This is a genomic window from Sphingomonas cremea (assembly GCF_021502585.1).
In the GTDB taxonomy this organism is placed as follows: domain Bacteria; phylum Pseudomonadota; class Alphaproteobacteria; order Sphingomonadales; family Sphingomonadaceae; genus Sphingomicrobium; species Sphingomicrobium cremea.
In genome coordinates this window covers 419,870-433,324 of record NZ_JAKFGM010000001.1, presented here as the reverse complement: position 1 = coordinate 433,324, position 13,455 = coordinate 419,870, and the positions used below count along the sequence as shown (strand labels likewise).

Below are 13,455 nucleotides of genomic sequence, written 5' to 3'. Positions count from 1 at the left end.
ACCCGTGGGCAGCACCGGCGTGGCGCTCCCCTAGCGAATGGCCTGAGTCGCGTCAACAGTCAGCGCTGGCATGCCGGGCAGAAGAAGGTCGACCGGCCGCCCTGGACGATTCGCCGGATACCGCCGTCTCCTCGGCGGCAGAGCTCCCCTTCCCGGTCGTACACGTCGAACCGCTTGGAGAAATAACCGAGCTCGCCATCGGGTGCGGCAAAGTCGCGCAGCGTTGAGCCGCCTGCCTGGATGGCTTCTTCCAGCACCGCGGGAATTGCCTCCGCCAATGCATCGAGTTTGGCCCGGCTCACCTTGCCGCCCGGCTTGCGCGGGTCGATCCGCGCTCGGAACAGGGCTTCGCAGACATAGATGTTGCCCAGGCCCGCAATCATTCGCTGATCGAGGAGGAGTAGTTTTACTGCAGCAGTTCGCCCCGCAAATCTTTCCTTGAGCCAGCGCCCGTCGATAACCCCGCCAAGCGGTTCGGGTCCGAGTTCCGCGAATGCCGGCCAATCGGCGAGGCCATCAGTCGAAACCAGGTCGATCGCACCGAACCGGCGCGGGTCACGGAGGCTGAGCCGCCTTCCCTCATCAGTCTCAATCAGCAGGTGGTCGTGCTTGCCGATGTCGGTCGGATCGACCCGCCAGGCCCCGGACATGCCGAGGTGAAAGACCAATGTGTCGCCGCGATCGGTGCCTATCAGCCCATATTTGGCGCGGCGGCCGAGCGAAATTACTCGTGCACCAAACAGCCTTTGGCCGAGGTCCAGCGGGAAGGCCCGGCGAAGATCGGCACGGCGCGCTTCGACTAGCGCCAAGCGGCGGCCCTTCAATACATGCTCGAGCCCGCGGACGGTTGTCTCGACTTCTGGAAGTTCTGGCATAGCATCCTTCGGACAAACTCGGGCGTTCCCCGCCCCTGATCTCCCTGCTAGGGCGCGCTCATGGACAAGGTCAATTTTGGTGACGAACTGGTCGACCCCGACGAAAAGACACGCCGTGTCGGCGGGGTCTTTAGCTCGGTCGCGCGCAACTATGACTTGATGAACGACCTGATGTCGGGCGGCATGCACCGGCTGTGGAAAAACCGCTTCGTTGCGAAAGTGAAGCCCAGGGCCGGCGAGCAAATTCTCGACATGGCCGGGGGCACCGGCGACATTGCCTTCCGAATGGCGGCAAAAGGCGCGAATGTCACGGTCAGCGATATCAATCCCGACATGCTTGCGGTCGGCATGGAGCGCGCAAAGAAGCAGGGCATCGGCGGTCTTATCTGGCAGGTCGAAAATGCTGAAAAACTGACATTCGCCGATGCGAGCTTCGACGCCTATACGATCGCCTTCGGCATCCGAAACGTGACCGATATCCCGGCCGCCTTGAGGGAAGCTCACCGCGTCCTGAAACGCGGTGGCCGCTTCTACGTCCTCGAATTCTCGACCAGCGAATGGCCAGGTTTCGGCGAACTCTACGACCGCTATTCGGAGCATCTGATTCCGCGTATCGGCAAGACAGTTGCGAAGGATGAGGAAAGCTATCGCTATCTGGTCGAATCGATCCGGCGTTTCCCGAAGATGGGCGAGTTTCGGAAAATGATCGAGCAGGCCGGCTTCCGATCGACGAGCGTCGAGCCAATCCTTGGCGGCCTGGTCGCAATTCACGGCGGCTGGAAGATTTGACGGCCACCGTTACGCATCTGTGGCGGCTGCTCAAATGGGGCAGGACGCTGGCCCGGCACGGCGCGTTGCAAGGGATCGAGCGCGATCCCCTGACGCCATCCAACGTGCGCCGACTGTGCCGGATTGCGCGCGTCGGACTTAGCATGCCTACAGCGCCCGACTATGCCGCGGCGCTACAGGCCATTGGCCCGGCTGCGATCAAACTCGGCCAGGCGCTGTCGACCCGCCCGGACCTTGTCGGGGAGTCGGCAGCCGAGAATTTGCTGCAACTGCAGGATTCGCTACCTCCGGAGCCGTTCCTACCGATCAAGGCGGCGATCGAGTCTGCGCTCGAGGCTCCGCTCGAGTCCCTGTTCAGCCAGTTCGACGAGGAGCCAGTAGGCGCAGCCTCGATCGCGCAGGTCCACCACGCGATAACGACCGAGGGACGGGAGGTCGCGGTCAAGGTGCTGCGCCCCGGCATCGAGGAGGAGTTCGCTAAGGCGATCGATACTTATGAATGGGCGGCTGCGCATGTCGAATTGCTCGGCGGTGAGGCCGAGCGGCTGCGCCCGCGAATGGTCATCGCCTATTTCAAACAGTGGGTAAGGCGCGAGCTCGACTTGCAGCGCGAAGCTGCCTCCGCGTCGGAACTTCGCGACAATATGGTGGCCGAGCCGAACTTCCATGTGCCCGAAATCGACTGGAGCCGCACTGCGCGCCGAGTGCTGACTCTCGAATGGCTCGATGGGATCAAGCTCAACAAGCGTGACGAGCTGATTGCCGCGGGCCATGATCCTAAGGTGCTGGCGACCACCCTGGTCCGCGCCTTCCTCCGCCAGGCGGTGGTCGACGGCTATTTCCACGCAGATCTCCACCAGGGAAATCTCTTCGCGCTTGCGGATGGGCGCGTAGCGGCGATCGACTTCGGAATCATGGGGAGGATCAACCGCCAGGCCCGCCTGTGGCTGGCCGAAATCCTCTACGGGCTCATCACCGGTAACTACATGCGCGTCGCGGAGATTCACTTCGAGGCGCAATATGTCCCCGCCCACCATGACGTCGCCGAATTCGCCACCGCGCTTCGGGCCGTCGGCGAACCGATCCGCGGCTTGCCGGTCAAGGAGATCAGCATCGGCCGGATGCTGGAGGGCCTGTTCAGCATCACGCGCGACTTCGACATGCCGGTACAGCCGCACCTGCTGCTGCTGCAAAAGACAATGGTGATGGAAGAAGGCGTAGCCACCGCGCTCGACCCCGACATCAACATGTGGGAGGCAGCAGAGCCGTTCCTCAAGGATTGGCTTCGTACAGAGCTGGGACCGGAGGCCTATTATGCCGACCGGATCGTCGATGCGGTACGCGCCTTCAAACTGATCCCCGATCTTATCAGGAGGATCGACGCCGCCTACCCGCCGGCTGGGGCCGCGCCTCCGCCGCCTCCATTGGCTGAGGTTGCAGTCATCGAACACAAAGGTTGGATGGCGCCGCTTGCCATTGCAATTGGATCGGCGGCGGCGGCGGCCGCCGCAACTTTCCTGCTGATGGGCTGACGATGGACTTGGGGGCGATCCGGACACGCTACGAAGGCTGGTCGAGAGGACCGGCACTGGCGCTGATCGCCGCACTCATTGCGTTGCTGGCCCTTGCCAGGTGGTCGCCCGCAAGCGCCCCGGCACCCAAGGTCAGAACTTCCGCCGCGCAGCATAGTGACCTTCAGCTTTACCGCGACATCATCGCCGGCGTTCACGCAGGTGGCGGCTATTATAAGGTCGCTGCGGACGAGCTTCGCAAGGGAGGATACCCGCTCAAGCCCTTCTTCACCTTCCGCCTTCCTACACAGGCTTTAGCTTATGCGACGTTCGGCGAACGAACCATGATCGTCGTCGTCTGGCTTTTGTGCGCAGGGCTGATCGTCGCCTGGTGGCAGCGCTTGAAGCCGTGCCTGCCACTTCCCCTACTGGCTGCGGCGATGATCCTGATTGCCGGAGGGCTCGGCGGGATGCTGCAGCCCATGACCGGCCTGTTTCATGAAAGCTGGGCCGCCCTGCTGCTCGCATTGATGATCGGCATCTACCGGCCCGAGCGCGCCTGGCCCGCAATCATTGCCGGGGCAGCTGCACTGATGATCCGTGAGTTGGCATTACCCATGATCCTGGCAATGGGCGGACTCGCGTTGATCGAGAGGCGATGGCGGGAAGCCGCGGCGTGGGCAGCAGTGGTTGCGGTATTTGCTGCGTACATGGTGCTTCATGCCCATTGGGTATCAGAAGTCGTTCGGCCCGGCGATCCTGCGTCGCAGGGCTGGTCGCGGATGCTCGGCGCGCAATTTGCGCTGAAGAGTATCGCCAAGGTGACTTTCGGAATCCGCCTTCCCGAGGCAGTCGCGGCGGGACTTCTGGTCCTTTCGCTGTTCGGCTGGGTCTCGGTCCGAAGCGGATGGGCGGTCAGGGCCACACTGCTGCTGGCTGGCTATGGCGCAATGGTCGCATTGTTCGCTCGCGCCGATACATTCTACTGGGCGCTGCTTGCGGCACCGCTGTCCTTTGCCGGGCTGGCCTTCCTGCCCAACGTCTTCACCGACCTTGCGAAGGCAATGCGTAAGGTACCCAATTTTTCCCGCTGATCCCTGGACGATGGAGTTTCATCATGAGCCGATTTGCCCTTTGTACCGCCGCCGTCCTTTCCTTCGCCGCACCATTGGCCGCCGCCCCGATAGGGTCCCCGGCAGTTGCCGCTCCAAGTCAAGCTACCCACGCCCAGTTGGTCCGCCTTTTTGCCGACTGGCGAGCGTTCAACCACCCGGCGATCGTCGATGGCCGCCCCGATTATAGCGCCGCTGCCATGGCTGCCCGCGCGGCGCGGCTTCCTGCGTTCCGCCGCCGCCTGGCCGCGATAGACAGGCGCGGGTGGACCGCGTCGCAACTTGGCGATTACCGGTTGGTCGAGGCGGAAATGAACGGCCTCGACTTCTTCCATCGGGTGCTTCGCCCATGGGCGCGCGATCCGGGCTTTTATCAGACCATTTTCGCCGAAATGAGCGACGTCCCTGCTCATGAAGGCTCCTCGGCCGAGCCCAATATCGACCTTCACAACTTCGCCTATCCCCTCTCCCCAGCGGATGACCAGCGATTGACCGAATTGCTGAGCGCTGTCCCTGCGATGTTGACCGACGCCCGGGTAAACCTTGCCGGCAGCAAGGCGCATGACCTGTGGGCCTTTGGCGACCGCGCCTTTAACGAGCAGGCGGAGGTTTTGGCCGGGCTGGAAGCCGGTACGCTGACGATGAACGATCTCGCGGGAAAGCGACGCGCGAGCCTCGACGGCGCCAGTCCCGCCCTTCGCAAGGCGGTCCGCGACGCCCGGGTTGCGACTGAGCAATTTGCCGCCTGGATCAAGGCGGAGGCACCGCGCCGCGTCGGCCCGTCAGGCGTCGGCAAGGCCAATTATAATTGGTACCTCACCCACGTCCTGCTCAACCCTTATGATTTCGACGCTCAGCAAGTGCTGCTTCAGCGTGAGCTCGACCGGGCGCTTGCCTCTCTCCGCCTGGAGGAAGTGCGTAACCGCGCTGTCCCGCCACTAACCGAAATCACCGATCCAGCGGCGTATCGCGCCATGACTGAGCAGCGCACTGCCAAGCTTTACACCTTGCTGACCGACGCCGGGTTCATCGCCGATCGCCCTTGGTATCGTGCAGCGCTCGCTGCGCAGATGGGTAGCTACACCCCTCCTGGACAGCGCAACTTCTTCACTCATGTCACGGCGCTCGATCCGCTGCCGCTTTCAAGTCATCAGACCCACTGGATCGAACTCGCGCGATTGCGCCACGAGCCGCACCCCAGCCCGATCCGCCAGCAGCCGCCTTTGTTCAACATCTTCGCGGATCGATCCGAGGGGTTTGCCACGGCGATGGAAGAGCTGGTCATGCAGGCGGGGCTGTATGACGACAGTCCGCATGGCCGAGAGCTGGTATGGGTGATGCTAGCCAACCGCGCCGCACGCGGCCTTGCCTCATTGCGCGTACAGGCCAATGAAATCGGGCTGGACGAGGCAGGACGGTTCCACGCCGAATGGACGCCCAGGGGCTGGTCCGATGCCTCGAGCCGCCTGGTCGGATTCGAGCAGCTGCTCTATTTGCGCCAGCCCGGCTACGGCCCGAGCTACATTATCGGCAAGATCCAGCTCGACCATCTGATCGCCGTCGCATCGCATCGCGCGGAGGTCGAACATCGCCCGTTCGATGCACGCGGGACCTTCGCTGCGATCCTGGACTCGGGTATCGTCCCTCCGGCCCTGATCGCGGCTGAGATGGTTGAAGCCGGCAACTCACGCTGAAGCCTGCTCGACTCCGGACCGTCTGTCCGGCTAGTCGGCAGGAATGGCGCGCATTCTCCTCATCGTCGGCGGCGGCATAGCCGCTTACAAGGCGGCCGAATTGATCCGACTGCTGCGGAAGGAGGGTCATTCGGTCACCCCCGTCCTGACCGAAGGCGGAAGTCATTTCGTCACGGCAATGAGCCTCGCCGCGCTTGCTGAAAGCCCGGTCTATACCTCGCTCTGGGATCTGAAGGATGAGGCCGAGATGGGCCACATCCAGCTTTCGCGTGCCGCGGACCTTGTGCTCGTCGCCCCCGCCACCGCCGATTTGATCGCCCGCATGGCCGCGGGTACCGCCAACGACTTGGCGACTACGCTGCTGCTTGCAACAGACAAGCCGGTCGTGGTGGCCCCGGCGATGAACGTTCGCATGTGGCAGCATGCCGCAACCCGGCGAAATATCGATCAGCTGAAGGCCGACGGGATCACCGTACTCGAACCCGATGAGGGGCCGATGGCTTGCGGCGAATTTGGCCCGGGACGGCTTCCCGAACCAGCCGACATCCTTGAGCGGATCAAGCCTATGCTTGGACCGGCAATTGCGGTGAACGCGGTCGAGCCTGGCCCGCTCACCGGCAAGCATGTGCTGGTCACTGCCGGGCCGACGCACGAGCCGATCGACCCTGTCCGAGTGATCGCCAATCGCTCTTCGGGCAAGCAAGGATTCGCGATAGCGGCCGCCGCCGCGCAGGCCGGTGCGCGAGTGACGCTGATTGCTGGTCCGGTGTCACTTCCGACCCCCGGCGGCGTCGCCCGGATCGATGTCGAGACCGCGCAGCAAATGGCTGACGCAGTTGAGGAGGCACTACCTGCCGACGTAGCGATCCTGGTCGCAGCAGTGGCGGATTGGCGGGTCGAGCCCTCATCAGCGAAGCTGAAGAAGGCCGATGGCCCGCCGCAGCTAAGCTTTGCCCCGAATCCCGATATTCTCGCCATATTGGGCGAGCATCCCGACCGGCCGACCTTGCTGGTCGGTTTCGCGGCCGAAACGCAAGACGTTGTCAGCAATGCCGAAGCAAAGCTTCGTTCCAAGAAGGCAGACTGGATCGTCGCAAATGACGTATCGGGCAACGTCATGGGCGGCAGCCACAACCGCATCCACCTGGTCACCAAACAAAGTGTCGAGGACTGGCCGGAGGCGGCCAAGGAAGATGTCGCCCGGCACCTCATCACCCGCATAGCGCAGGAACTTGAATGACCATCCGGATCCGCCTGACCCGACTTCCCCATGGCGAGGGGCTGCCCCTGCCCAGCTATGCGACCCACGGCGCGGCAGGGATGGACATTGTCGCCGCGGAGGACTTCGACCTGATGCCAGGACAGCGTCACGCAGTTGCCACGGGGTTCAAGGTGGCCATTCCCGAAGGCTATGAAATCCAGGTCCGGCCGCGCTCGGGACTGGCGCTGAAGCACGGCATCACTGTCCCCAATACGCCGGGCACAATCGACAGCGATTATCGCGGCGAGGTGAAGGTGATCGTGATCAACCATGGCGACCAGGCCTTCCCGATCCGCCGCGGCGAACGGATCGCCCAGCTTGTGCCGGCCGCAGTGACGCTGGCCGAATTCGACGAGGTTGAGGAGCTGTGCGAGACGGCGCGCGGCGCGGGCGGCTTCGGTTCAACCGGCGGCCATGGCTCTCTCTGACGAAGAGCTCGACCGCTACGCGCGGCACATCGTCCTTCCCCAGATCGGCGGCGCGGGGCAGTTGAGGCTGAAGGCGGCCAATGTGGCTGTGGTTGGAGCTGGCGGGATCGGCGCCGGCATCATTCCCGCATTGGCCGGTGCCGGCATCGGCCAGCTCACGATCATTGACGATGACCGGGTCGAGCTTTCGAATCTACAACGCCAGCCCCTCTACGCGAGCAATCAAATCGGCGAGCGCAAGGTCGATCTTGCAGCTCGGTTCATCGGCAAACGCAATCCACACGTCGAATGTCGGACGGTTGCTGACCGGATCGAAGCCGATAATGTCGACGCCATCCTTTCAGGCCATGACCTGATCGTCGACGGTACCGACAATTTCGCTACCCGGCTGATAGTAAGCGATGCCGCCGTAAGGCTCGACATTCCCCTGATTTCTGCCGCCGCGCAGCAGTTCCAAGGGCAAGTCGCCCTGTTCCGCGGCCAACCCTGCTATCGCTGCTTCGTCGGAGATGCGTTCGACGCCGATGATTGCGACACATGCGCAGAGTTGGGGGTGCTGGGTGCCCTCACCGCTACGATGGGAAATTTCGCAGCGCTGCTCGCGATCAAAGTCATCACCGGGATCGGTCCGGATGCGGCAGGCAAGCTCCATTTGCTCGATGGCCTCTCGCTGACTTGGCGCCAGCTTCGACTGGTGGCAGACCCGGCATGTCGGAGCTGTGGGACAGATAATGCGGCGGATCGGTGACCTCGACTCCAAGGATCGCGAAATCCTCGCGCTGCTTGAGGCAGACGCACGGCGAAGCGTCAGCGACATCGGGCGAGTGACCGGCCTGTCGGCTCCGACAGTCACCGAGCGGATCGCGCGCCTTCGCGACATTGGTGTTATCCGCCGCTTCGCAACCCAAATCGACTATGCCAAGGTCGGCTTGCCTACGGGCGCCATTATCGAATTCAAGCCGCACCAGAACCGCGATGCCAAAGCCTATGAATTTGTATGCGGAAGGGAAGAGGTGCGCGACATCTACCTGGTGACCGGATCAGCGATGATGGTGCTGATTGTCCGGGTTGCCGACAATGTCCTGCTTAATGAATTGCTGGTCCAGCTTACTCAATTCGGCGAGACCCGAACGTCAGTCATTCTGAATACGATCGAAGAATGGCGCCCTGTGTTTGCTCGCGAGTCGGCCGGTCGGGAGGACGAAGCGAAGATTTGAAGAAGATTCCTAGGCCTTGCCTAAATATGCGTTGCAAATCGGCGCTTTAAGCCTTGGCTTTCGCATGGCCCTTTCATGCCATTCGAATGATAATCTTGCCCATGAGATATCTGGTCGCCCTTGCCTCTCTCGTCGTCCCCGCGATGCTTATGGCGAAGGCTTCTTGCCCGATGACGCAGGCCGCTCGGCAGCCGACGACTGTCGAATATAGCCTTACGTCAGGCTGGCAAGGTTCGCCGATCATCACCGACCGTATCCTTTAAGGATCAGCCGGCTTTCTTTTTCCGTGACGGCGATTTGCGCTTCGCCTTCTTTGTCGGCCCCTTGGCCGCCTTGGCGTTAATCAGCGCAACCGCTTCGTCGAGCGTCACCGACTTTGGATCGGCGCTTTTGGGAAGCGTGGCATGGGTGGCGCCGTCGCTGACATAAGGGCCATATCGACCCTCCATCACCTTGATCTCCTTGCCCGATTCCGGATGCGCGCCGAGCAGTGCGATGGGCTCGCGTCCGCCGCCGCCGCGCTGGCCCTTGGCCGCCTCAGCTTCCGCCAGCTTGACCACGGCAGCATTCATGCCCGTGTCGAACACCTCTGCTGTTGATGTTAGCCGCGCATATTTTCCGTCATGCATCAGGTAGGGGCCGTAGCGGCCAATGGAGGCGACGATCGGTTTGCCGCTTTCAGGATGCGGGCCGATTTCACGCGGAAGGGACAACAGATTCTCAGCCATCTCCAACGTTAGCCCGTCCTGCGGGACGTCCTTTGGCAGCGAAGCGCGGGCGCCGTCGCGTTCCAGATAGGGTCCGAACCGCCCGCTCTTCAGCACGATCCCGTTGCCGAGCTCGGCGGGGCCATCGCTCGCCGCCTCTTCGCCTTGGCCGAATCGGCGGGTATATTTGCAGTCGGGATAGTTGGAACAGGAAACGAAGGCTCCGTAGCGCCCACCACGAAGCCCCAGCTTGCCCTCTCCGCAAAGCGGGCACAGGCGCGGATCGCTGCCATCGCCCTTGTCTGGAAACAGCCAGGGCGCGAGGAAATCGTCGAGCGCAGCGGTCACGTCGGACGGCTTCTGGTCCATGACCTCGCCCGCCTTGGGTTTGAAGTCTCGCCAGAAATTCTCAAGCAATTTCTGCCAGTTGAGCCGACCGCCTGACACGTCGTCGAGCTCTTCCTCAAGCTCCGCGGTATAGTCGAAGTTCACATAGCGTTCGAAGAAGCGCTCAAGGAATGCGGTGACAAGACGCCCGCTCTCCTCGGGAAAGAAGCGGTTCTTCTCGAGCCGCACATATTCGCGGTCCTTCAACGTCTGAAGCGTCGCCGCATAGGTCGATGGCCGGCCGATGCCGAGCTCCTCGAGCCGCTTGACCAGGCTTGCTTCGGAGTAGCGCGGAGGAGGCTGGGTGAAACTCTGAACCGCGTCGACCCCGGTCTTGACCGGAGCATCGCCGGAACGCAGCGCGGGCATTCGGCCGCCCTCCTCGTCATCCTTGTCGTCCCGGCCTTCTTCGTAGAGCGCGAGGTAGCCTGGAAAGAGCACAACCTGCCCCGTCGCGCGGAGCATCGCCCTGCCCGCGCCGTCAATCAGTTCGACCGTGGTTCGCTCGAGCCGCGCCGATGCCATCTGGCTCGCCAGTGCGCGGTTAAAGATCAGCTGGTACAGCCTGGCATGATCGCCCGAACCCGCGTGGTCCCTGGAGAAATCGGTCGGCCGAATTGCTTCATGCGCTTCCTGCGCATTCTTGGCCTTGCTGCTGTATTGGCGTGGCTTGTCGGGCAAGTAACCCGCGTCATAACGGTCCGCGACGGCCCGACGGGCGGCACTGATCGCCTCGCCCGCCATCTGCACACCGTCCGTGCGCATATAGGTGATAAGGCCGTCCTCATAGAGCTGCTGGGCGATGCGCATCGTGTGACTGGCCGAAAAGCCAAGCTTGCGCGCCGCCTCCTGCTGCACGGTCGAGGTTGTGAAAGGCGGCGGCGGGTTCTTGGACAATGGTTTGGTTTCGACCGACGAGACCGTGAAACGGCCGTCCTCAACGACCTTCATCGCTGCGTCCGCCGAACCACGATCGCCAATTGAGAGCTGGTCGAGCTTCTTGCCATCGAGCGCGACCAATCGCGCGTTGAACGGTGTGCCGTCGGCCTCGAAATTAGCCGAAACCTGCCAATATTCCTGGCTCTTGAACAGCTCGATCTCGCGTTCGCGGTCGACGATTAGGCGCAATGCCACCGATTGCACCCGGCCGGCCGACTTCGCGCCCGGAAGCTTACGCCAAAGGATCGGCGAAAGAGTAAAACCAACGAGATAGTCGAGCGCACGGCGTGCACGATAAGCGTCGATCAGATCCTCATCGAGCCCGCGCGGATGGGCCATCGCCTCTGTCACCGCGGATTTGGTGATGGCGTTGAAAGTGACGCGCTCAACCGACTGCGGAAGGGCCTTTTTCTTCCTCAGGACTTCCTGGACATGCCAGCTGATCGCTTCGCCCTCACGGTCAGGGTCGGTGGCCAGGATCAGCGCGTCCGCGGTCTTCGCCGCGTCGGCGATAGCTTTCAATTGCTTAGCCTTGTCGGGGTAGGTGTCCCACTCCATCGCGAAGCCGTTGTCGGGATCGACCGACCCGTCCTTGGCGGGCAAGTCTCGGACATGGCCATAGCTTGCCAGCACGCGGTGGCCGGGTCCGAGGTATTTTTCGATGGTCTTCGCCTTGGCTGGCGATTCAACGACAACGAGTTTCAAATGGGGAGTCCCTTTACGTACGTACGCGCGATTGTCGGGTTGCGCTTCTGGCGGCGTCAAGCGCCGTTGAGGCTGACATTGTTCCCGGCATGACGATCAAGTCGCCCGGCAAGGTCGAGTTCGAGCAGGACCAGTTGGACGGCGCCTGTCTCGGCGCCCGACAACCGGACGATTTCGTCGACTGGCACGGCCGAGTGCCCGAGCAGTTCCTCTATTCGCACCCTGATCTCGGGTTCGGCGACGGTCGGCGGCGTAGCAGCGGGATGGTCGAACGTAACCAACGGGCTGGCGACCTTGCCGTTCAGGCTGCTGATGCTTTCCAGCACATCGGCCGCGGACTGGATGAGGGTCGCGCCATCGCGAATTAGCAGGTTGCAGCCCTGCGCTCGTGGATCCAGCGGCGAGCCGGGAACCGCCATCACTTCACGCCCTGCCTCGGCCGCCAGCCTAGCGGTGATCAGCGAACCCGATTTCGGCGCTGCTTCAATGACCACCGTGCCTGCGGCAAGCCCGGCGATTATCCGGTTTCTATAGGGAAAGTGACGCGCTCGTGGCTCGGTCCCGGGCGGCATTTCGGCGATCAGCAGGCCTTGCTCGGCAATTTGATCCTGGCGGGACTGGTTCTCCGGCGGATAATGGACATCGATGCCGCCGGCGATGACGGCAATGGTACCACTGTCCAGTGATCCATCATGCGCTGCGCTGTCGATGCCGCGGGCAAGTCCCGAGACTACCGTCACCCCTTCCCGGCCCAGATCATGTGCCAGCCCACGGGCGAAGCGGCATGCGGCGGCACTGGCATTGCGGGCGCCGACGATGGCGATCATCGGCCTTTCAAATAGGGAGAAATTTCCCTTGGCGGTGAGCAGCGGCGGGGCATTCTCAAGTTCAGCCAAGGCGCGCGGGTAAAGCGCCTGCCCCATCGCCAGGTACCGAGCTCCGGCCTTATGGACTGCCTCGATTTCCTCCTCGGCCTTGTCTTTCCCGAACAGTACCGGAATTTTGCCCCCACCGCGCCGGGCGAGATCGGGAATGGCTGAAAGCGCGGCGGCCGCACTTCCGAACCTAAGCAGCAATTGGCGATAAGCGATCGGCCCAATCCCCGGCGTACGGATCAACCGAAGCCGGTCGATCAAATCCGGCCCCGCACTCACTTCTTACCGCCCACACGTGGCTCCTCGCCGACGGCTAGCCGGCGGATATTTTCACGATGCTTCCAAATGACCAGCAGGGCAAAACCCAGCAGCATCGGGAACAGCGCCTGTTCATTGAGGATTGCCGCGGTCACCGGCGCGCTGGCGGCGGCGGCCATGCCAGCCACCGAACTGATGCGGAGGATGAGCAGCAGGCCGACCCAAATGACGACATAGACGAGGGCCGCCTGCCAGAAGAGCGGGACCAGGATGCCGAGCATGGTTGCGACGCCCTTCCCGCCCTTGAAACGCAGCCAGGCGGGATAGAGATGACCAATCAGCGCGCCGGCCGCAGCGAAATTGACGGCGCCCGGCCAGAACTGCTGAGCCAGCAACACGGCCACGGCGCCTTTGCCGGCATCAAGCAGCAGCGTTGCCGAGGCCAGCCCCTTGGAGCCGGTCCGAAGCACGTTGGTCGCGCCGATATTGCCTGATCCGACATCGCGGATGTCGCCCTTTCCGCCGAGCCTCGTCAGCAGCAGCCCAAACGGGATCGACCCGAGCAAATAACCGGTGATGAGGGCCAGGATCGTCGCGCTGTTCATATGTGATTGCTAGCAGATCGTTTGGCCGCCGCAATGTTGCGTGGCGGAGGGGTTGGCCCTGTTGCGTGGCGGAGGGGTTGGCCCTAGCGCAG

General features: G+C 62.8%; 13 protein-coding genes. 9 read left to right on the top strand and 4 right to left on the bottom strand.

Features of this window, described 5'->3' with window-relative positions; genetic code table 11:
• Positions 1-59: 59 nt before the first annotated feature.
• Complete coding sequence (gene mutM, locus LVY65_RS02270) at positions 60-875, bottom strand: bifunctional DNA-formamidopyrimidine glycosylase/DNA-(apurinic or apyrimidinic site) lyase (protein ID WP_235066389.1); 816 nt, start codon at positions 873-875, stop codon at positions 60-62.
• A 60-nt stretch (positions 876-935) separates the two neighbouring features.
• On the opposite strand from mutM, the gene LVY65_RS02265 reads away from it, so the two are divergent.
• The 9 genes from LVY65_RS02265 (at position 936) to LVY65_RS02225 (ending at position 9,150) form a co-directional block, all read left to right on the top strand.
• Positions 936-1,664 carry a class I SAM-dependent methyltransferase gene (locus LVY65_RS02265; RefSeq protein ID WP_235066388.1) on the top strand — a complete coding sequence of 243 codons (729 nt, stop codon included), beginning with the start codon at positions 936-938 and terminating at the stop codon, positions 1,662-1,664.
• Entirely contained in the window at positions 1,661-3,196 is a 1,536-nt protein-coding gene (gene ubiB / locus LVY65_RS02260; protein WP_235066387.1) for a 2-polyprenylphenol 6-hydroxylase, read from the top strand. Before LVY65_RS02265 ends, ubiB begins: the two co-directional genes overlap by 4 nt.
• Positions 3,197-3,198: 2 nt before the next feature.
• A complete protein-coding gene (locus LVY65_RS02255) occupies positions 3,199-4,269 on the top strand; it encodes a hypothetical protein (protein WP_235066386.1) in 1,071 nt (356 codons plus the stop codon).
• Positions 4,270-4,292: 23 nt separating this feature from the next.
• Positions 4,293-5,981 (top strand): DUF885 domain-containing protein, encoded by a 1,689-nt coding sequence (locus LVY65_RS02250; protein WP_235066385.1) that lies wholly within the window; start codon positions 4,293-4,295, stop codon positions 5,979-5,981.
• Positions 5,982-6,024: 43 nt separating this feature from the next.
• Positions 6,025-7,221 carry a bifunctional phosphopantothenoylcysteine decarboxylase/phosphopantothenate--cysteine ligase CoaBC gene (gene coaBC, locus LVY65_RS02245; RefSeq protein ID WP_235066384.1) on the top strand — a complete coding sequence of 399 codons (1,197 nt, stop codon included), beginning with the start codon at positions 6,025-6,027 and terminating at the stop codon, positions 7,219-7,221.
• Positions 7,218-7,670: a dUTP diphosphatase gene (gene dut, locus LVY65_RS02240; protein ID WP_235066383.1), complete on the top strand. Its 453-nt coding sequence runs from the start codon at positions 7,218-7,220 to the stop codon at positions 7,668-7,670. Before coaBC ends, dut begins: the two co-directional genes overlap by 4 nt.
• Entirely contained in the window at positions 7,657-8,418 is a 762-nt protein-coding gene (locus LVY65_RS02235) for a HesA/MoeB/ThiF family protein (protein ID WP_235066382.1), read from the top strand. Before dut ends, LVY65_RS02235 begins: the two co-directional genes overlap by 14 nt.
• The gene (locus LVY65_RS02230) at positions 8,402-8,887 is read left to right on the top strand and encodes an Lrp/AsnC family transcriptional regulator (protein WP_235066381.1); all 486 of its coding nucleotides are present in this window, start codon (positions 8,402-8,404) and stop codon (positions 8,885-8,887) included. The genes LVY65_RS02235 and LVY65_RS02230 overlap by 17 nt, the downstream gene beginning before the upstream one ends.
• Before the next feature lie 101 nt (positions 8,888-8,988).
• Positions 8,989-9,150, top strand: coding sequence for a hypothetical protein (locus LVY65_RS02225; protein ID WP_235066380.1), 162 nt, complete (start codon positions 8,989-8,991; stop codon positions 9,148-9,150).
• A 3-nt stretch (positions 9,151-9,153) separates the two neighbouring features.
• On the opposite strand, the gene topA is transcribed toward LVY65_RS02225, so the two are convergent.
• From topA to plsY, 3 genes are read right to left on the bottom strand one after another with little or no spacing between them, the layout of a single operon-like run.
• Positions 9,154-11,625, bottom strand: coding sequence for a type I DNA topoisomerase (topA, locus tag LVY65_RS02220; RefSeq protein ID WP_235066379.1), 2,472 nt, complete (start codon positions 11,623-11,625; stop codon positions 9,154-9,156).
• A gap of 56 nt (positions 11,626-11,681) precedes the next feature.
• On the bottom strand, positions 11,682-12,779 hold the full coding sequence (dprA, locus tag LVY65_RS02215; RefSeq protein WP_235066378.1) for a DNA-processing protein DprA: 1,098 nt from the start codon (positions 12,777-12,779) through the stop codon (positions 11,682-11,684).
• Positions 12,776-13,363 carry a glycerol-3-phosphate 1-O-acyltransferase PlsY gene (gene plsY / locus LVY65_RS02210; protein ID WP_235066377.1) on the bottom strand — a complete coding sequence of 196 codons (588 nt, stop codon included), beginning with the start codon at positions 13,361-13,363 and terminating at the stop codon, positions 12,776-12,778. Before plsY ends, dprA begins: the two co-directional genes overlap by 4 nt.
• Between the last annotated feature and the right edge of the window lie 92 nt (positions 13,364-13,455).

Bases quoted from the DNA above. Each gene is read 5' to 3' on its own strand.
- mutM (WP_235066389.1), bottom strand. From the start codon at position 875: ATGCCAGAACTTCCAGAAGTCGAGACAACCGTCCGCGGGCTCGAGCAT.
- LVY65_RS02265 (WP_235066388.1), top strand. From the start codon at position 936: ATGGACAAGGTCAATTTTGGTGACGAACTGGTCGACCCCGACGAAAAG.
- LVY65_RS02255 (WP_235066386.1), top strand. From the start codon at position 3,199: ATGGACTTGGGGGCGATCCGGACACGCTACGAAGGCTGGTCGAGAGGA.
- LVY65_RS02250 (WP_235066385.1), top strand. From the start codon at position 4,293: ATGAGCCGATTTGCCCTTTGTACCGCCGCCGTCCTTTCCTTCGCCGCA.
- coaBC (WP_235066384.1), top strand. From the start codon at position 6,025: ATGGCGCGCATTCTCCTCATCGTCGGCGGCGGCATAGCCGCTTACAAG.
- dut (WP_235066383.1), top strand. From the start codon at position 7,218: ATGACCATCCGGATCCGCCTGACCCGACTTCCCCATGGCGAGGGGCTG.
- LVY65_RS02235 (WP_235066382.1), top strand. From the start codon at position 7,657: ATGGCTCTCTCTGACGAAGAGCTCGACCGCTACGCGCGGCACATCGTC.
- LVY65_RS02230 (WP_235066381.1), top strand. From the start codon at position 8,402: ATGCGGCGGATCGGTGACCTCGACTCCAAGGATCGCGAAATCCTCGCG.
- LVY65_RS02225 (WP_235066380.1), top strand. From the start codon at position 8,989: ATGAGATATCTGGTCGCCCTTGCCTCTCTCGTCGTCCCCGCGATGCTT.
- plsY (WP_235066377.1), bottom strand. From the start codon at position 13,363: ATGAACAGCGCGACGATCCTGGCCCTCATCACCGGTTATTTGCTCGGG.